At 47.1% G+C, this 19,563-nt stretch carries 17 protein-coding genes; all 17 read left to right on the top strand.

All coding sequences use genetic code 11. The features are described from left to right. Positions 1–62: 62 nt before the first annotated feature. The 17 genes from bshC (at position 63) to ftsA (ending at position 19,548) form a co-directional block, all read left to right on the top strand. Positions 63–1,679: a bacillithiol biosynthesis cysteine-adding enzyme BshC gene (gene bshC, locus BTR1S_RS03295; protein ID WP_006638283.1), complete on the top strand. Its 1,617-nt coding sequence runs from the start codon at positions 63–65 to the stop codon at positions 1,677–1,679. 125 nt (positions 1,680–1,804) lie between these two features. Further along, entirely contained in the window at positions 1,805–2,236 is a 432-nt protein-coding gene (gene mraZ, locus BTR1S_RS03290; RefSeq protein WP_006638282.1) for a division/cell wall cluster transcriptional repressor MraZ, read from the top strand. Positions 2,237–2,304: 68 nt separating this feature from the next. Next, positions 2,305–3,243 carry a 16S rRNA (cytosine(1402)-N(4))-methyltransferase RsmH gene (gene rsmH / locus BTR1S_RS03285; protein ID WP_029418539.1) on the top strand — a complete coding sequence of 313 codons (939 nt, stop codon included), beginning with the start codon at positions 2,305–2,307 and terminating at the stop codon, positions 3,241–3,243. Between the two features lie 31 nt (positions 3,244–3,274). Then, entirely contained in the window at positions 3,275–3,631 is a 357-nt protein-coding gene (ftsL, locus tag BTR1S_RS03280; RefSeq protein WP_006638280.1) for a cell division protein FtsL, read from the top strand. Between the two features lie 6 nt (positions 3,632–3,637). After that, positions 3,638–5,788: a penicillin-binding protein gene (locus BTR1S_RS03275; protein ID WP_006638279.1), complete on the top strand. Its 2,151-nt coding sequence runs from the start codon at positions 3,638–3,640 to the stop codon at positions 5,786–5,788. 152 nt (positions 5,789–5,940) lie between these two features. After that, positions 5,941–7,863: a stage V sporulation protein D gene (locus tag BTR1S_RS03270; RefSeq protein WP_006638278.1), complete on the top strand. Its 1,923-nt coding sequence runs from the start codon at positions 5,941–5,943 to the stop codon at positions 7,861–7,863. Between the two features lie 210 nt (positions 7,864–8,073). Further along, positions 8,074–9,540, top strand: a complete 1,467-nt coding sequence (locus BTR1S_RS03265; protein ID WP_006638277.1) for a UDP-N-acetylmuramoyl-L-alanyl-D-glutamate--2,6-diaminopimelate ligase — start codon at positions 8,074–8,076, stop codon at positions 9,538–9,540. 133 nt (positions 9,541–9,673) lie between these two features. Further along, a complete protein-coding gene (mraY, locus tag BTR1S_RS03260) occupies positions 9,674–10,648 on the top strand; it encodes a phospho-N-acetylmuramoyl-pentapeptide-transferase (protein ID WP_006638276.1) in 975 nt (324 codons plus the stop codon). Then, positions 10,649–12,004 (top strand): UDP-N-acetylmuramoyl-L-alanine--D-glutamate ligase, encoded by a 1,356-nt coding sequence (murD, locus tag BTR1S_RS03255; RefSeq protein ID WP_006638275.1) that lies wholly within the window; start codon positions 10,649–10,651, stop codon positions 12,002–12,004. Between the two features lie 56 nt (positions 12,005–12,060). Continuing rightward, positions 12,061–13,161, top strand: a complete 1,101-nt coding sequence (gene spoVE, locus BTR1S_RS03250) for a stage V sporulation protein E (RefSeq protein WP_006638274.1) — start codon at positions 12,061–12,063, stop codon at positions 13,159–13,161. A 78-nt stretch (positions 13,162–13,239) separates the two neighbouring features. Further along, positions 13,240–14,340 (top strand): undecaprenyldiphospho-muramoylpentapeptide beta-N-acetylglucosaminyltransferase, encoded by a 1,101-nt coding sequence (gene murG, locus BTR1S_RS03245; protein WP_029418538.1) that lies wholly within the window; start codon positions 13,240–13,242, stop codon positions 14,338–14,340. Positions 14,341–14,364: 24 nt separating this feature from the next. After that, the gene (gene murB / locus BTR1S_RS03240; RefSeq protein WP_029418537.1) at positions 14,365–15,276 is read left to right on the top strand and encodes a UDP-N-acetylmuramate dehydrogenase; all 912 of its coding nucleotides are present in this window, start codon (positions 14,365–14,367) and stop codon (positions 15,274–15,276) included. Between the two features lie 203 nt (positions 15,277–15,479). Then, positions 15,480–16,271: a cell division protein FtsQ/DivIB gene (locus BTR1S_RS03235; protein WP_029418536.1), complete on the top strand. Its 792-nt coding sequence runs from the start codon at positions 15,480–15,482 to the stop codon at positions 16,269–16,271. A gap of 29 nt (positions 16,272–16,300) precedes the next feature. Then, positions 16,301–16,960, top strand: coding sequence for a DUF881 domain-containing protein (locus BTR1S_RS03230; protein WP_411803015.1), 660 nt, complete (start codon positions 16,301–16,303; stop codon positions 16,958–16,960). Positions 16,961–16,985: 25 nt separating this feature from the next. Beyond that, entirely contained in the window at positions 16,986–17,711 is a 726-nt protein-coding gene (locus tag BTR1S_RS03225) for a DUF881 domain-containing protein (RefSeq protein ID WP_006638269.1), read from the top strand. After that, positions 17,711–18,079, top strand: a complete 369-nt coding sequence (locus BTR1S_RS03220; protein WP_029418534.1) for a small basic family protein — start codon at positions 17,711–17,713, stop codon at positions 18,077–18,079. Before BTR1S_RS03225 ends, BTR1S_RS03220 begins: the two co-directional genes overlap by 1 nt. Before the next feature lie 167 nt (positions 18,080–18,246). After that, the gene (gene ftsA, locus BTR1S_RS03215) at positions 18,247–19,548 is read left to right on the top strand and encodes a cell division protein FtsA (RefSeq protein WP_006638267.1); all 1,302 of its coding nucleotides are present in this window, start codon (positions 18,247–18,249) and stop codon (positions 19,546–19,548) included. The last annotated feature ends 15 nt before the right edge of the window (positions 19,549–19,563 follow it).

Here is a 19,563-nt window from a genome sequence, read left to right as displayed (position 1 = left end):
GCCGAACGTGCTATACTCTTTTCGGAAAGCTAACTATTTACTGGAGAAAGGAAGTTCGAAAGATGCAGCTTACTGAACTTTCCATAAAAAGTCAAAACCCTTTTGTGCGAGACTATATAGATGGAAAAAAGGATGTCGGGCCGTTTTTTGATTACGGCTTAAACAGAGAAGATTGGGAAGTCCGGTTGTGCGATCTTTCCTCCCGGACATATGACCGCGGCGCCTTAGCCGACTACTTGCTCAATTACCACAGCAAATTTCAGTCAAAAAAGATGAACGGGGCAATCGAGCGTCTGCGCGATCCCGCCAGTGTCGCCGTTGTCGGGGGGCAGCAGGCGGGCCTTTTAACAGGACCTCTTTACACCATACATAAAATTATATCGATCCTCGTGTTTGCGAAACAAAAAGAACAAGAGCTGAATGTACCTGTCGTGCCTGTTTTTTGGGTGGCGGGGGAAGATCACGACTTGGAAGAGATCAATCACCTCTATATTTCAGACAGCGGAAAAGTGAAAAAACACAAGCTCACACAGCCTCATTGGAAGAAAAGCCAGGCGGCTAAAACGGAGCTTGATGCCGGCAAAGCCGAACAATGGCTGAACGGGGTATTCGCTTCTTTTGAGGAGACCGAATACACAAACGGCCTTCTCTCCAAATTGAAGCGATGTATGCGGCAGTCTTCATCCTTTGCCGATTTTTTTGAGTACATCGTTGCCGATCTGTTCCAGCATGACGGGCTCGTCCTCTTGAATTCGGGAGATCCTGAACTAAGGTCTCTTGAAGTCCGTTTTTTTCAGGAGTTGCTGAAAAATAATGATGAGCTGGCAGAGGCCGTAAAGCATCAGCAGGCGCTCATGAAAGAAATGGGCTACTCCCCGATCATTGAAGGGGCGGCGCAGCATGCGAATATATTTTATGAACATGACGGGGAGCGGTTTTTGATCGAGAAAAAGGGTGAAGCCTTTGTCGTGAAGGAGCTTGATCTCGAGTGGACGAAGCCTGAGCTGTATGATCTGATCGGCGAACAGCCGGAAGCCTTCAGCAATAATGTCGTGACAAGGCCATTAATGCAGGAATTTCTTCTTCCGACATTGGCGTTTATCGCAGGACCCGGAGAAATCAACTATTGGGGAGAGCTGAAATCGGCTTTCCAGGTGATGGGCTTTAAAATGCCGCCTGTTGTCCCGAGGCTGTCAATCACGATTTTAGAACGGCATATTGAAAAGAAGCTGGCAGAGCGCGGCGTTGAACTGAGGGAATCGATCGAAAAGGGAGCTGCCGCCAAAAAAGAAGAGTTTTTCGACAGCAGGGTTCCGGCGGATTTCGCCGATGCTGTAAAACAGGCGAAAGAACAAATTGACAGCATTCATTCCGCCGTCCGGTCAGAAGCGCTCGAAATTGACCGCAGCCTTGAGCCGCTTTTAAAGAAAAATGCCGGCTTTATTCAGGATCAGCTTTCATTTCTGGAAAGGGCGGTCATCAGGAAAATCGAAGAAAGAGAAAACAACATTCTGCGCGATTTTGACAAAATTCAAACGAGCATCAGGCCGTTGGGCGCTCCTCAGGAGAGAATTTGGAATATCATGTATTATTTGAACAAATACGGTCCTGATTTCTTGGAAAACTACAAAAAATTACCATATTCATTTCAAAATATGCATCAAGTTGTCAAACTTTGAAATAATTTTTTAAAAAACCTTGACTAGTTCAGGGTTTTTTTTTGTTCTAAAACAGTGTAAAATGAATTTGTGGAGAGAAGTGGTGGATAGTGGTGAGTTAAGGATGGAAGGTGGGGGCCGAGATCATGTTTATGGGTGAATACCAGCATACGATTGATTCCAAAGGCCGCATGATCGTTCCGGCAAAATTCAGAGAAGGCCTCGGCGACCAGTTTGTACTGACGAGAGGGCTTGATCAATGCCTGTTTGGCTATCCCATGTCCGAATGGAAACTCATCGAAGAAAAACTGAAGGCTCTTCCTCTCACAAAGAAAGATGCACGCGCTTTTACCCGCTTTTTTTTCTCCGGAGCCACCGAATGCGAGCTGGACAAGCAGGGCAGAATCAACATTGCATCGCCGCTGTTAAGCTACGCAAAGCTTGAAAAGGAATGCGTGGTCATCGGAGTTTCAAATCGAATTGAATTGTGGAGCAAAGAGATTTGGGAACAATATGTAGAAGAGCAGGAAGATTCGTTTGCCGAAATTGCTGAAAACATGATCGGCTTTGATATATAATGAATCTTTGCGCGAGACAGCGTTTCTGCAATCAGTTCATTTGAAGAAAAGGTGGGACTTTTAAAAACATGTTTCAGCATAAAACAGTACTATTAAAAGAAACAGTTGATGGTTTAAACGTAAAAGCTGACGGTACATATGTAGACTGTACATTAGGCGGTGCGGGCCACAGCGCATATTTGCTTTCACAGCTGTCAAAGGACGGCAGATTAATCGCTTTTGACCAGGACGAAACCGCACTCCGCCACGCAAAGGAAAAACTGGCGGGTTATGAAGGACAAGTAACGTTCATAAAAAGTAATTTTCGGTATTTAAAAGACCGTCTAAACGAAATCGGCATTATCCAGGTGGACGGTGTTTTATTTGATTTAGGCGTCTCATCTCCTCAGCTGGACACGCCCGAAAGGGGATTCAGCTACCATCATGATGCTCCGCTTGATATGCGGATGGACCAATCGGCGGGTCTCTCGGCGAAAGAGGTCGTCAATGAGTGGCGCTATGAGGATCTGGTGAAGATTTTCTTCAAATACGGCGAAGAAAAGTTCAGCAAACAGATTGCCAGGAAAATTGAAGAGGCAAGAGGGAAATCGGCTATTCAAACGACAGGGCAGCTTGTCGATATCATAAAAGAAGCAATTCCCGCGCCTGCAAGACGAAGCGGCGGCCATCCAGCCAAACGGATTTTTCAGGCGATTCGGATTGCGGTAAATGACGAGCTGAAAGTATTTGAAGAAGCGCTTTTACAGGCGGTCGATGTGGTAAAGCCGGGCGGTAGGGTCTCGGTCATCACATTCCACTCGCTGGAAGACCGGATCTGTAAAACGACGTTCAAAGAATTGTCTTCACTTCCTGAACTGCCTCATGGATTGCCGGTGATCCCCAAGGAGTTTGAACCGAAATTAAAATTGGTGAATAAAAAACCGATCACTCCTTCAAAAGAGGAGCTTGAAAACAATAACCGCGCGCGGTCAGCGAAGCTGCGCATCGCGGAAAAAGCACGAGAATAAGCTGTACGAATAAAAAGGAGGTCATCAGTCTATGAGCAATTTAGCTTATCAAGCGGAAAAACAGCAAAGACAGACACAGCAAAGTCCGGAAAAATCCGTTGTCATCCGGAGAAGGGCATCGATTACATTGGGGGAAAAGGTACTGATCGTCCTGTTCGCCCTGGCTGTTCTCGGCGGTTCGCTCTTTATGATTTCAAGAGCTTTCGCCGCATATCAGACCAATATTGAAATTCAAAAACTCGAAAAAAAGGTTGAAACGGAAGGCAATAGAGTTGATGACCTCAAAAAGACGGCAGATGAGCTGAAGGAACCTGAGCGGATCATGGATACCGCACGGAAAAAAGGGCTTAATTTAACGAATAAAAAAGTGAAAACCATACAGGAATGATGCATAATGCCGAAAAAGAATAAATTCATGAACAGAGGAGCGGCAATACTCAGTATTTGTTTTGCCCTCTTTTTCTTTGTCATTTTAGGAAGATTCGCCTTTATTCAAGCGACAGGCAAAGTAAACGGCGAAGTCCTTGCCGTCAAGGCGAAGGAGCAGTATGAAAAAAAACGGACGATCGAAGCGCACAGAGGATCGATTCTTGACCAAAACGGGAAGGTTCTGGCAGAAGACACCTCGACTTACAAGGTTGTCGCGATTCTGGATAAAAATATGACCGTCGATAAGAAACACCCGCAGCACGTCGTCAATAAAGAAGAGACGGCCAAAAAACTCGCGCCGATTCTTGGCATGGACGAGGGGGAAATGCTCGACATTCTCAATAAAAAAGGGTTTCAGGTCGAGTTTGGTGCGGCCGGACGCGATATTTCGTACAGCCAAAAAGAAAAAATCGAAAAGCTCAACCTCCCGGGCATCGCCTTTATCCGCGATACAAAACGGTATTATCCGAACGGAATCTTCGCCTCAAACCTGATCGGCTATTCGCAGATCAACGAAAAAACGAAGGAAATGCAAGGCATGATGGGCCTTGAAAAAACGTTGAACAGCTATTTGAAAGAAACGGATGGATACATGTCATATGACACCGACAGGACGGGGTGGCGGCTGCCAAACAGCGGGGAGAAGGTGAAAGCGCCCGATAACGGCGACAATGTATATTTGACGATCGACCAGAAGATTCAAGCCTTTTTGGAAGACAGCATGACGACGGTTCAAAAGGAGTATCAGCCGAAAAAAATCATGGCGGCGGTCGTCGATCCGAAAACGGGCAAAGTGCTTGCCATGGGGCAAAGACCGAGCTTTGATCCGAATAAGCGCGATGTCACCAACTATTACAATGACCTGATCTCCTACAGCTTTGAGCCGGGTTCAACGATGAAAATCTTCACCCTGGCGGCCGCGATCGAAGAAGGCGTCTACAACGGCGGAGAATCTTACAAGTCTGGGACATACTCGGTTTCCAAAAAAGATAAACCGATTAAAGACCACAACAACGGCAACGGCTGGGGGCCGATCACATTTAATGAAGGTGTTGAACGCTCCTCAAACGTCGCCTTTGCCATCCTAGCCAATGAGAAGCTTGGAACAGACCGCTTTAACCAGTATTTAAGAAAGTTCCACTTCTATGATAAAACAGGCATTGACTTGCCTGGGGAAGCATCGAGTAAAATCAATTTCGAATATCAGCGCGACAAAGTATCAACCGCGTACGGACAGGCATCGGCCGTTACCCCGATCCAGCAGCTTCAGGCCGCCACGGCGGTTGCCAACAACGGAAAGATGATGAAGCCGTATGTAATCGATCATGTCGTCGATCCGGACAGCAATAAAACGGTCTTACAAAACAAACCAAAAAAAGTCGGCCAGCCGATTTCTGCAAAAACGGCAAAAGAAGTGCGCGACCTGCTTGGAAACGTCGTCACTTCCAAAAAAGGAACGGGACGGCCGTATCAAATCGAAGGATTCGATGTCGCCGGAAAAACGGGAACGGCGCAAATTGCCGGTCCTGACGGCAAGTATTTAACCGGCCGGGAAAACTATGTGTTCTCCTTCATGGGAATGGCGCCGAAGAACGACCCCGAGCTTTTGGTCTATGTCGCTGTCCAGCAGCCGAAGCTGAAGGATACAGAAACAGGGTCTGAACCTGTGTCAAAGATCTTCAATCCAGTCATGAAAAACAGTCTTCACTATTTAAATATTACGCCGTCCAGCAGCAAGAAGGACGACGGAAAAGAGCAGGACGAGCAAATGACAATGCCTGATATGACAGACAAACGCACAGAGTCTGCGGTGAAAGAGGCAAAAGAAGAAGGCCTCGATCCGGTCACGATCGGCGACGGAATGGCCGTGAAAGACCAGTATCCGAAAGCAGGCGAAGCCGTGCTGCCGAATGAGCGGGTCTTTCTGAAGACAGACGGAAACATTGCGATGCCAGATATGACAGGCTGGTCGAAGCGCGATGTCCTCCGATTCGGTTCGATGGCGGGCATTCACATTGAAACGAACGGAGAGGGCTATGTGACAAGCCAAAGCGTAAAGAAAGGCAAGAAGGTAAAAACCAATACGGTGATAAAAGTCAAATTGAAAAACTCTTAAAACAGATCGGAAGGCTGTCGGCAAAAGTCGATGGCCTTCTATATTGCCTTGCGCCTCTGATGCTTGCCCGAAATTAGAGATTACACGGCCGTTCTATCAAACAGCTCCGGGGCATAAACTGAAACAAGCCCATATAAGGAGTGAACGGTCTCTTGCGCGTTTCTAATGTGACAGTCAGAAAACGTTTATTATTCGTTCTGGTTTTTGGCGTGGTCATCTTTTTGATTATCGATACAAGACTCGGATATGTCCAGTTTGTGCTGGGGGATAAGCTGACGTCCCTGGCAAAGGACTCGTGGAGCCGGAACCTTCCCTTTGAACCGGAAAGAGGGGAGATTCTTGACCGAAATGGGGTCAAGCTTGCGACGAATCAAAGCGCGCCGTCGGTTTTGGTCGTTCCGAAGCAGGTCGAAAACCCCATCAAAACGAGCAAGCTGTTGGCCAATGTTTTAAATATGTCGGAAGAAAAAGCCTACAAACACGTCACGAAAAAAACATCGATTGAAAGAATCAATCCGGAGGGACGGAAAATTTCCCATGAGAAAGCAAAAGAAGTCAGGGATTTGAATTTAAAAGGCGTCTATATCGCGGAGGACAGCATTCGCCACTATCCGTTCGGCAGCTATCTGTCCCATGTCCTGGGCTTTGCGGGGATTGACAACCAGGGTCTTCTTGGACTTGAAGCTTTTTATGATAAGGAGCTGAAAGGCGAAAAAGGCTATGTGAAGTTTTACTCTGATGCAAAGGGAAAGCGGATGCCGGGGGAAGCCGATGACTATACCCCTCCGAAAGACGGCCTTGATATGAAGCTGACGATCGATACAAAGGTGCAGACGATCATGGAGCGGGAGTTTGATATCGCGGAAGCCAAGTACAATCCGGACGGGATGGTCGGCGTGGCGATGAACCCGAAGAACGGAGAGATTCTGGCGATGGTGAGCAGGCCTGATTTTGATCCGGCTAACTATAAATCAATCGATCCCAAAATCTATAACCGTAATTTGCCTGTATGGAGCACATACGAGCCCGGATCGACATTCAAGATTATTACGCTTGCGGCGGCTTTGGAAGAACAGAAAGTCAATCTGCAAAAAGACCATTTCTATGATAAAGGGTCAGTTGAGGTCGACGGAGCCCGGCTGAAATGCTGGAAGCGGGGCGGACACGGCTCACAGTCTTTTCTGGAAGTCGTCCAAAATTCCTGCAACCCCGGCTTTGTCGAGCTCGGCCAGCGGCTCGGCAAGGAAAAGCTGTTCAGCTATATTAAAGATTTCGGATTTGGCAAAAAAACCGGAATCGACCTTCAGGGAGAAGGAACAGGCATTTTATTCCCGCTTGACCGCGTGGGCCCTGTTGAACAGGCGACAACCGCATTCGGACAGGGGGTATCGGTCACGCCGATTCAACAGGTGGCGGCCGTCTCGGCAGCGGTGAATGGAGGAACCTTGTACACGCCTTATATCGCCAAAGAATGGATCGATCCGGTCACAAAACAAACCGTCAAACAACAGACGCCGTTGCCTAAAAAGAAAGTGATTTCTGAAGAAACATCCAAGCAAATCCGCTATGCGCTTGAGAGCGTCGTCGCCCAAGGGACGGGGCGGAACGCGTATGTCGACGGCTATCGTGTAGGCGGAAAAACGGGGACGGCGCAAAAAGTAAAGGACGGAAAATACTTAAAAAACAACCATATCGTTTCATTTATCGGCACGGCGCCTTCTGACGATCCAAGCATCGTCGTTTACGTCGCCGTCGATAACCCGAAAGGGACGATTCAATTCGGGGGGACTGTAGCGGCTCCGATCGTCGGCAATATTATGAGAGACAGCCTCCCGCAGCTCGGGATTGAAAAGCGGAAAAATCAAATCGAACGCAAATACCAGTGGCTGGACAAAAAATTGGTGGAAGTCCCGAACCTTATAGGGCTGTCTGTGACAGAGCTTGAGCCTTTGCTCATCAACCTCAACCTGAAAGCATCGGGAGAAGGGGACGTCGTCGTTCAGCAATCTCCAAAACCGGGTGAGAAGGTAAAAGAAGGTTCAACGATCCGCATATATCTAGACGATCAAGACTGATATGATGATAGGCGAAAACGGCAGCCGGCTCTCAACCGGTTGCCCGTTTTTCCCATATTAAAAAATATATAGATTTTGCAGGATTAGCTGGATGTCTCCTCTTTTTTACGCTAAAATATGAACTGTATGCCTGCATGAAGTCCGTGCAGCAACGAACCGAAATCACAGGATACTGATTTAGAACGAATAGAACTCGAGAGGTTTGATACGATGAAATTGACAAAGCTTCTTACATATTTAAAAAACGAACCTTCCTATAACGGCCAAGAAGACCCTGACATTACTTCAATTGAGATGGACTCCAGGGAAGTCAAAACAGGGAGTCTTTTTGTTTGTATAAAAGGATACACGGTCGACGGGCACGAATATGCCCGGCAGGCTGCTGAGAGAGGAGCGGCGGCGATCGTGGCCGAAAGGGAAGTCGACGCGGATGTTCCCGTAATCATCGTCCGCCATACGAAGAGAGCGCTTGCTGTTTTATCTGATGCCTTTTACGGCCAGCCGACCAAGCAGCTCAAGCTTGTCGGCATCACCGGTACAAACGGGAAAACATCGACGTCCCACATGGCCGAAGAGATTTTCAGAAAAGCGGGAAGCCGGACGGGCCTGATCGGCACGATGTATATGAAAATCAATAATGAGATATTTGACGTGAAAAATACGACGCCTGAAAGCGTCACTCTTCAAAAAACATTCAAAAAAATGGTTGACCAAAACGTGGATACAGCCATCATGGAAGTTTCTTCACACGCTCTTCATATGGGCCGGGTACACGGCTGTGATTACGATATCGCCGCGTTTACCAATCTGACGCAGGATCACCTCGACTATCATCAGACAATGGAAGAGTATAAGCATGCGAAAAGCCTTCTTTTCTCCCAGCTCGGCGGTGCTTTTAACCACGAAAATCCGAAGTGGGCCGTTTTAAATGCCGATGACCCCGCTTCCGAATATTTTGCCCAGGTGACGTCAGCCCATCTGCTGACATACGGAATTTCCAACTCCGCCGATATTATGGCGAAACATATCGAGATGGCTCCGAAAGGGACAACCTTTGATCTTGTGACGCCAAAGGGAACGGAACGGGTGACGATTCCGCTCGTCGGCCGGTTTAATGTATATAACGTGCTGACAGCGGCGGCGATCGGCTTTGCTGCAGACATACCGTTTGACGTGATTGTCGAAGCGATTAAAGGACTGCAAGGCGTCAGGGGAAGATTTGAGCTGGTTGATGCCGGACAGGATTTTCCGGTGATCGTCGACTACGCCCACACACCGGACAGCCTTGAAAATGTCCTGAACACGTGCAGAGGCCTGACAGAAGGAAAACTGTTTGTCGTCGTCGGCTGCGGGGGCGACCGCGATAAGACTAAGCGCCCGAAAATGGCGAAGATCGCCGCCGAATTGGCGGATGAACCGATCTTTACGGCCGATAATCCGAGAAGCGAGGACCCGCTCGCCATTCTGCATGACATGGAAGAAGGCGTAAAAGGGTCGTATTACCACAGCATCGTCAATCGCGAACAGGCGATCTTTTTCGCCATCGCCAACGCCAAAAAAGGCGATGTCGTCCTCATCGCCGGAAAGGGCCATGAAACCTATCAGCAGATCGGCGGACAAACCTTTGATTTTGATGATGCCGAAGTGGCGAGAAGAGCCATTCTTGAATTGAAATAAACTGAAAAAGAAATAGAGGAAAGAGTTGTTAAAGTGATGGATGCGTTCAAAATAAATCAACATATGAGAAAAAACAGTGAATATGATAAATGCGTATGCTGCTTCTTAAACATGCGGGAAGGGGATGAGAACCATGCTTGAACAAGTCATATTGTTTACCATCTTATTGGGCTTTTTAATCAGCGTTCTTTTATCTCCGATATTCATCCCGTTTTTAAGAAGGCTGAAATTCGGCCAAAGCATCCGTGAGGAAGGGCCGAAGTCCCACCAAAAAAAATCGGGCACACCGACAATGGGCGGTGTGATGATCATTTTATCGATTATCGTCACAACGGTCGTAATGACATTCAAATTTTCCGAAGCCAGCATGAATATGTTTCTGCTGCTGTTTGTTACGGTTGGATACGGTCTGCTCGGCTTTTTGGATGATTATATAAAGGTTGTCATGAAGCGGAACCTTGGTCTTACATCAAAGCAGAAGCTGATCGGACAAATTGTCATTGCTGTCGTGTTTTACGCGGTCTACTATGCACAGGGATTGCCGACTTACATCCGGATTCCGGGCACTGACATTTCGTTTGATTTCGGCTGGGCTTATCTGATCCTTGTCATCTTCATGCTTGTCGGAGGCTCAAACGCCGTCAATCTGACAGACGGGCTTGACGGGCTTTTGTCGGGTACTGCTGCGATTGCGTTTGGAGCATTTGCGATTTTGGCCTGGAACCAGTCGCAATACGATGTCGCGATTTTCTCGGTTGCCGTTGTCGGCGCTGTTTTGGGATTCCTTGTATTTAACGCCCATCCCGCTAAGGTCTTTATGGGAGATACAGGCTCTCTTGCCCTCGGCGGCGCGATCGTGACGATTGCGATTTTAACAAAACTGGAGATCCTGCTGGTCATCATCGGCGGCGTATTCGTCATTGAAACCCTGTCTGTCATTTTGCAGGTGATCTCTTTTAAAACGACAGGAAAAAGAATTTTTAAAATGAGCCCGCTTCATCACCATTATGAGCTTGTGGGCTGGTCGGAGTGGAGAGTTGTCGTTACATTTTGGACAGCGGGTCTTCTGCTTGCCGTCTTAGGAATTTACATCGAGGTGTGGTTATAAGTGGATACTCAAGATCGATTACAAAATCAAAACGTCCTTGTATTAGGACTGGCAAAAAGCGGATATGCGGCTGCTTCGATCCTGCATGAAAAAGGCGTTCACGTCGTGGTGAACGATCAAAAGCCTTTTGAAGAAAACGAGCCGGCGCAAATTCTCGCCGGAAAAGGGGTTGAAATCATCTGCGGCTCCCACCCGACAGAGCTGTTCGACCTCCATTCCATCGACATTCTGATCAAAAATCCGGGTATCCGCTATGAAAATGTGATGGTCGAAGAAGCGCTGAAAAGGAACATCCCCGTCTGGACGGAGGTAGAGCTTGCCTACCATCTGACAGATGCGCCGTTTATCGGCATTACGGGCTCCAACGGCAAGACGACAACAACAACGCTTGTTTATGAAATGCTGAAAGCCGATTCAAAAAAAGCGCTGGTTGCGGGAAATATCGGAACGGCGGCAAGCGAAGTGGCCAACCTGGCGAAAGGGGATGAATGGATCGTCACAGAGCTTTCATCCTTTCAGCTGATGGGGACCTATCGGTTCAGGCCCAAAATCGGGTTATTATTAAACGTATTTGACGCCCATCTTGATTATCACCATTCGCGCGAGAATTACGAGCTTGCCAAGCAGCAAATATACCGAAATCAAGCGGAAACAGACGTTGCCGTTGTCAATTTGGATGATGAGACCGTCGTCCGGCTCGCCGAGTGTTCAAAAGCGGAAAAGGTCTGCTTCTCTGTCCGCCAGGTGCTGGAGCGCGGAGCCTGCGTCAAAGACGGCATGATCATGTTCAATGATCAGCAGGTGATGCCGCTGAAAGACGTCGTGCTGCCTGGTGAGCATAATCTGGAAAATATATTGGCCGCGCTTTGCATCGTCAAGACGGCGGGAGTTTCTGATCAAGCCGTCCGCCAGGTGCTGACGACCTTTACAGGGGTCAAGCACAGAATGCAATATGTGGCGACGATCAAAAACAGATTGTTTTATAATGACAGCAAAGCGACAAACATCCTGGCGACAAAAAAGGCGCTCTCTTCCTTTCAAAAGCCGGTGATCCTGCTCGCCGGGGGGCTTGACCGCGGAAATGAATTCGATGAATTAAAGCCGCATATGTCCTTTGTCAAAGCGATCATCACATTTGGCGAAACAGCTCCGAAGTTCGAGAAGCTCGCTGAAGAAATGGGAATACAACAGGTGAAACATGTCGATAATGTTGAACAAGCAGCATTTGCGGCGTTCAGCCTGTCAGATGAAGGAGATGTCATTCTTCTGTCACCGGCATGCGCAAGCTGGGATCAGTACAAAACATTTGAAGAACGTGGTGACATGTTTGTAAACGCCGTGCATATGCTTAAATAAGGGGCTTGTCTTCAACGGTCTTAGCCCCAAAGAAATGAAGCTTGGGGTGTTCGGCTTTGCAAACGAAAAAAACGTCACCGGATTTTTTACTGGTTATCATTACGTTATTATTGTTAACAATCGGGCTCATCATGGTATACAGCGCCAGTGCGGTATGGGCGACATACAAATATGACGATTCCTTTTTCTTTGCCAAACGGCAGCTGTTGTTTGCCGGCATCGGGGTCATCGCCATGTTTTTCATCATGAACGTCGACTATTGGACATGGAGGACTTGGGCGAAGGTGCTGATCATCGTCTGTTTCTTCCTGCTTGTCATCGTTCTGATTCCGGGAATCGGCATGGAACGGAACGGATCGCGGAGCTGGATCGGCGTCGGCGCATTCAGCATCCAGCCGTCCGAATTCATGAAGCTTGCGATGATCGCATTTTTAGCCAAGTTTCTATCTGAAAGGCAGAAAAACATCACATCGTTCAGGAAGGGCTTTGTGCCGGCGCTCGGCATCGTCTTTTCCGCTTTTTTCATCATCATGATGCAGCCGGACCTTGGGACAGGAACGGTTATGGTCGGCACATGCATCATTATGATCTTTGTGGCCGGGGCGAGAATTTCGCATTTTGTGTTTCTCGGCCTGATCGGCCTCAGCGGATTTGCCGCTCTTGTCCTGTCGGCTCCGTACCGGATTAAAAGGATCACCTCTTACTTAAATCCTTGGGAAGATCCTTTAGGGAGCGGCTTTCAAATCATTCAGTCGCTTTATGCGGTCGGTCCAGGGGGACTTTTTGGCCTCGGACTCGGCCAAAGCAGACAAAAATTCTTTTATCTTCCTGAGCCGCAGACGGACTTTATTTTTGCTATTCTTTCGGAAGAACTCGGATTTATCGGAGGATCGCTGATTTTATTGCTCTTCAGCATTCTTTTATGGAGAGGCATCAGAATCGCATTGGGCGCGCCTGATTTATACGGCAGCTTTGTCGCTGTCGGCGTCATCTCCATGATCGCGATTCAGGTGATGATCAATATTGGAGTTGTGACCGGATTGATTCCTGTGACAGGCATTACCCTGCCGTTCTTGAGCTACGGGGGATCGTCACTCACCCTGATGCTGATGGCGGTCGGTGTTCTGCTGAATGTCAGCAGATATTCTAGATACTAGTCAAAATCGTTTTGCCGGATAACCCTGTGCCTAAAGCAGGGTTATCGTCATGTACATAAGAAATAAGGGGGAAGACAGATGCGGATCGTTGTAAGCGGAGGCGGTACGGGCGGACACATTTATCCCGCCCTTGCATTCATAAAAGAAGTCAAACAGCATCATCCTGACGTGGAATTTTTATATATCGGAACAGAAAAGGGCCTGGAGAAAAATATCGTCGAGCGGGAAAACATCCCGTTTAAAGCGATTGAAATCACGGGCTTTAAAAGAAAGCTTTCATTTGAAAACGTCAAAACCGTAATGCGCTTTTTAAAAGGTGTCAGAGAGTGCAAGAAAGAATTAAAGCGATTTAAGCCTGATGCGGTGATCGGAACGGGCGGCTATGTATGCGGACCTGTTGTGTACGCCGCTTCAAAATTGGGAATTCCGACGATCATTCACGAGCAGAACAGCCTGCCGGGGCTCACCAATAAATTTTTATCCAAATATGTTGATAAGGTAGCGATTTGCTTTGAAGAAGCGAAAGCTCATTTTCCTGCAGAAAAAGTTGTATTCACAGGAAACCCGAGAGCGTCTGAAGTCGTCTCTATAAAAGGGGCCAGGTCACTGACGTCTTTCGGGCTTCAGGAGGACAAAAAAACGGTTCTCATTTTCGGAGGAAGCCGCGGCGCCGCTCCGATTAACAAAGCTGTCATCGAGATGCAGCGGGAGCTGAAGACGCGGGATTATCAGGTTCTTTATGTTACCGGGGAAGTTCACTATGATAAAGTAATAGAAGAGCTGAAAAAAGTGGGCGCGGCTGAAAATATGTCCGTTCAGCCGTTTTTGCATCAAATGCCGGAGTATTTACAGGCGCTTGATGTCATCGTGGCGCGGGCCGGTGCGACGACAATAGCGGAAATCACCGCGCTCGGCATTCCGAGCGTCCTGATTCCGAGCCCGTATGTCACGGCCAACCATCAGGAAGTAAACGCAAAATCGCTCGGCGACCGTAACGCCGCCGTCGTTTTAAAAGAATCAGAGCTTAATGGAGAGCGCCTTATTCAGGCGATCGATCATATTTTACAAGACGGCAACACATTAATAGAGATGAGCGAACGCACAAAATCCCTCGGTGTTCCAGACGCGGCCCAGCGTTTGTATGAAGTATTAAAAGAGCTGAAACAGCAAGCGAAATAATGACAGAGATTTTGGAGGTTTTCCATGGATAAGGTAATACAAGAATTAAAAGAGCTGCAAGTTGGCAAAGTTCTGGAAAATGAACCGCTCGCAAACCATACGACGATTAAAATCGGAGGTCCTGCCGATGTTTTGGTTGTTCCGAAAGACATTCAGGCGGTTCGGGATACGATGAAAGTCGTGAAAAAGCATGGCGTCAAATGGACGGCCATCGGCAGAGGTTCAAACCTGCTTGTTCTTGATAAAGGTATAAGGGGCGTCGTCATCAAACTCGGAGCAGGACTTGATCATATGGAAATCGATGGCGAGCAAGTGACGGTCGGCGGGGGTTACTCTGTTGTACGGCTGTCTACAGGCATCAGCAAAAAAGGACTGTCAGGCCTTGAATTTGCTTCAGGCATACCGGGATCTGTCGGCGGAGCCGTTTATATGAATGCCGGCGCCCACGGATCAGACATCAGCCGGGTTTTGGTCAAAGCGCTGATTCTCTTTGAAGACGGAACAACTGAATGGCTGACGAACGAAGAAATGGAGTTTAGCTATCGTACGTCCGTCCTGCAAAATAAACGGCCGGGGATTTGCCTCGAAGCGGTTCTGAAGCTTGAACAAAAAGAGCGTGATGCGATCGTCGCACAAATGCAAAAAAACAAAGACTACCGGAAAGAAACACAGCCCGTCTCAAACCCTTGTGCGGGAAGCATTTTCAGAAACCCTCTGCCTGAGCATGCCGGACGGCTCGTTGAACAGGCGGGGCTGAAAGGCCACCAGATCGGAGGGGCAAAGGTTTCCGAAATGCATGGAAACTTCATCGTCAATGCTGGCGGGGCGACCGCAAAAGATGTTCTTGACTTGATTGCGTACATCCAAAAAACGATTAAAGAAAAATATGATATCGATATGCACACAGAGGTTGAAATCATCGGAGAAAAACGATAAACATCCTCTGAAACAAGCCAGCCTTATGATATAATGAACAAAAACAAACGGCATCCTCAGTATGTCGTTTGTTTCACTAACGGAAGTTTTTCTGTTTGCAGCTGACATCGTGTCCCATTTGGAGACGCGCGTCTTTTTTTCGAACTAAAATAGAGCAAATAAAAGTTTTTTGTCTGCTTGATTGAACCTGAGGTGAGCCCAACGTGAAACCCGGTATTGATAAGGAAAAAGTAGTAAATATAGAAGAGCGGATTCCGAAAATCAAAGAACAGAGAAAGCAAAAGGCAAACCGCCGGCTGATCACTTTCATCCTGCTTTTTTTTACGATGATGCTGATCATCATCTACCTTCAGACGCCGATCAGCAAGGTGTCGAATGTCGAGATTAAAGGTAACCGGAACGTTCCGGCAGAAGACATCATTTCCCTGTCCCAAATTTATAAAGGACAGACGGAATACTGGAGCCTCAATAAAGAAAAAACGGCAAAAAAGATTGAGAAAAATAAATTAGTCAAAAAAGCCGAAGTTTCCAAGAAACTGCCCAACAAAATTGAAATCTCCATCGAAGAATATAAAAGTATTGCGTTTTTACAAAAAGATCATGTGTATTATTCCGTGCTTGAAAATGGGACGGTTCTTCCCGAAGAAGTGACCCCGAATGACAAAGGGCCGATATTAAATGACTGGCCGGAAAGCGAAAAGCTCATTCAAATGGCCAAACAGCTGAACAAACTCCCTGACTCCGTAAAGAAATCGATTTCTGAGATCAACTACACGCCTCAAAAATCAAACCCTTGGCTTATCAGGCTGTATATGAATGACGGCTATATGGTAACGGCTTCGATCAAGACATTTGCGAAAAACATGGAGAACTATCCCGCCATTGTCAAGGAGCTTCCCAAAGGAGAAAAAGGCATCATCCATTTGGAAGTCGCGGCATACTTTGAATCTTTGAAAAAAAAGTCCGAAGACCATAAAAAGGAAGAGGAACGTTGAAGAGGCATACAGTCAACCTCTCTCTGGCCATGCTCGTTCTCGGCTTTCTTTTGGCTTTTTCATACCAATTCGCAAAAGAAAACAGAGACCGCGTGGAAACCGCGGAGGAGTGGAAAAAGGAATATTCCCTGCGCGACAGGCTGATTAAAGAGGAAAAGCAAAACAAAGCGCTGGAAAAAGATTTATTTAAGAAACAGCAGGAAGTTCGGAAAACGGAAGCATCGCTCAAAAACGAAAAACAGGAATATTACAATATTCTTGAAGATGTTGAGAGATACAGGATGTATGTCGGCGAAATCGGCGTTCAGGGCGAAGGCATTGAAGTCACGCTGAAAGATTCCTCATATGTGCCTGAAGGGGAGAATGTAAACAATTATATCGTTCACGAAAGCCACATTTTCCACCTGCTGAATGAGCTCTGGATCTCCGGCGCAGCCGCGGTATCGATCAACGGACAACGCGTAACGCATCATTCCTATATCTCCTGCAACGGACCGGTCATCACGGTTGACGGAACTCAGCATCCGGCTCCGTTTGTCATTTCAGCGATCGGGGAAGCGGACGTGCTTTTGCCGGCGCTGAACATAGCGGGCGGCCTGATTGACCAGCTGACCCGGGACCATGTGTCAGTCAGCATTGAGAAACAAGATAAAATCGAGATGGAGCCTCTTTTAAAACAAGGGGAATGAAAGGTGAAAAGTTGGTGGGCGGATCTTGAAAAAACAGTATCGTTTCATTGGTTTAAGCGCTCTGATGCTCATATTCGGGCTTATGCTGTCCGTGCAGTTTAATTCCCTGAAAGAGCCCGAGGTCCGCGATACGAGGGACATATGGCAGATTCGCGAAGATTTAAAAAAGGAACAGAAAAAGCAGCTTGAACTGATCAGCGAGATCGATAAATATGAAAAAATGCTCGGCACATACAGCCGCGAAGAAGGCCATTCACAGACAAAAGCGCTGAATGAAACGCTTCAGCATTTAAAAAAACAGGCCGGTTTTACTGATGTCACCGGCAGCGGCATCACGATCACGATTTCCCGGCTGTTTTCTGATGAATTAGCGGGAGAGTCCCTTCAAAACCCGCCTCCTGATCTTTTGAAAAAACTGATCAATGAATTAAACATGTACGAAGCAGAGGACATTTCCATCAACGACAGGAGAGTCGTGAATACGACCGTGATCAGGGACATTAACGGAACGACGAAAATAGACGGTTATCCATTGGACAACTACCCGATAACAGTAAAAGTCATCGGGAAAGACGCCGATAAACTATATAGCCGAATGAATGCTTCAACCCTTCAAGATCTGTTTGCGGGAGAGAATCTGGATTTGCAAATTAAAAAGCCTGAAAAACGTATCAAAATCAAAGCTTATGAAGGTTCAATGCAAGTCAAACCATTGAAACCGCTTGAAAAATCAAAAGGAGAGAATTCCTAATGTGGCTTCCGGTTTTAGGTCTTTTGCTTGGAATTGCCATCGGGTTCACCACGAACTTTACAATTCCGGAAGAGTACTCTAATTATTTGTCCTTAGCCATTCTCGCATCACTTGATACGCTGATCGGAGGAATAAGGGCTCATTTAGAAAGTGTATACGATGAACTAGTTTTTGTGACAGGCTTTTTCTTCAATATTCTTCTCGCGATAAGTTTGGCTTTTCTGGGCGTTCATCTTGGTGTAGACTTGTACTTAGTCGGTATGTTTGCATTTGGCGTCAGGCTGTTTCAAAACATAGCCGTCATCAGAAGAATACTGCTCGCCAAATGGACGGCATCAAGAAGAAAAAATAAAAAAAATCAGATTTAAAAGAGGATATACATAGGATATAACGAATATTCACAGTAATCCTAAAACTAAAAAGCAGAGTGTTGGTTCGTTATGTATTGTTACACACTTGTAAAACCAGATTCATTGTATTGTTGTTCGGCAAATAATAGAATAGAATTGACTGAAATGTGAGGAGGTGCCATAGAATGAACAACAATGAACTTTACGTCAGTCTAGACATCGGTACGTCCAATATAAAAGTGATCGTCGGTGAAATGTCGGACGAGTCGCTTAACATTATCGGAGTCGGAAATGTTCCCTCAGAGGGGCTGAAAAAAGGATCAATCGTTGATATAGATGAAACGGTTCATTCTATAAAAAAAGCGTTTGAACAAGCAGAAAGAATGATAGGTTTTCCGCTGAGACATGCCATTGTCGGCGTGAACGGAAACTATATCAATATTCAAGATACGAACGGTGTTGTGGCGGTTTCAAGCGAAAACAAGGAAATCCACGTCGAAGATGTGCGCCGGGTCATGGAGGCGGCCCAAGTCGTGTCCATCCCTCCTGAACAGCTGATCGTCGATGTGATTCCGAGGCAGTTTATCGTTGACGGAAGAGGCGATATAACAGATCCGAAAAAGATGCTCGGTGTCCGCCTTGAAGTTGAAGGATCGCTGATTACCGGTTCAAAAACGATTCTACATAACCTGCTCCGCTGTGTAGAACGGGCGGGAATTGAAATTATGGATATATGCCTGCAGCCGTTGGCTGCCGGATCTGTCGCATTATCAAAAGATGAAAAGAACCTCGGGGTGGCGTTAATCGATATCGGCGGAGGATCGACAACTGTCGCCGTCTTTGAAAACGGCCATCTTCTTGCGACCCGCGTCGTTCCCTTGGGAGGCGAAAACATTACCAAGGACCTATCGATCGGCCTCCGCACCTCCACTGATGAGGCTGAACGGGTGAAAAAACAGTTTGGACATGCTTTCTATGAAGAAGCGTCAGAAGAGGAAGCATTCGAGGTCGCCGTGATCGGGACGGACCAAAAACAAACGTTCACTCAGCGGGAAGTGGCTGACATTATCGAAGCCAGGCTCGAGGAAATCTTCTTGTTTGTGGCAGAGGAACTGCGGAACATGGGAATTAAAGAATTGCCGGGAGGATTTGTACTCACGGGCGGACAGGCGGGGATGCCGGGTGTCCTCAGTCTCGCACAGGATGTTCTTCAAAATAACGTCAGAGTGGCTAGCCCGAACTATATCGGTGTAAGGGAACCCCAATACATGACAGGGGTCGGACTCATTCAGTTCGCATACCGAAACGCAAAAATCCAAGGCAGAAAAGTAGGTTTTAAAATGCCGGCGGAAGCGGTTCAGGAAGTCGCGGCTTCCCATCAAAAAGAAGTGCAGCAGCGTCCGAAACCAAAATCAAAGCAGCAGCAGGCCCAAGCTGAGAAAAAGCCGAGCAAAATGAAAAAAATATTTAACTTCTTTTGGGAATAGAGATTAGTCATTCGA

Origin of the sequence: Bacillus sonorensis NBRC 101234 = KCTC 13918 (assembly GCF_001592005.1) — a bacterium.
GTDB lineage: Bacteria > Bacillota > Bacilli > Bacillales > Bacillaceae > Bacillus > Bacillus sonorensis.
This window is presented reverse-complemented; position numbering and strand designations above follow the sequence as displayed.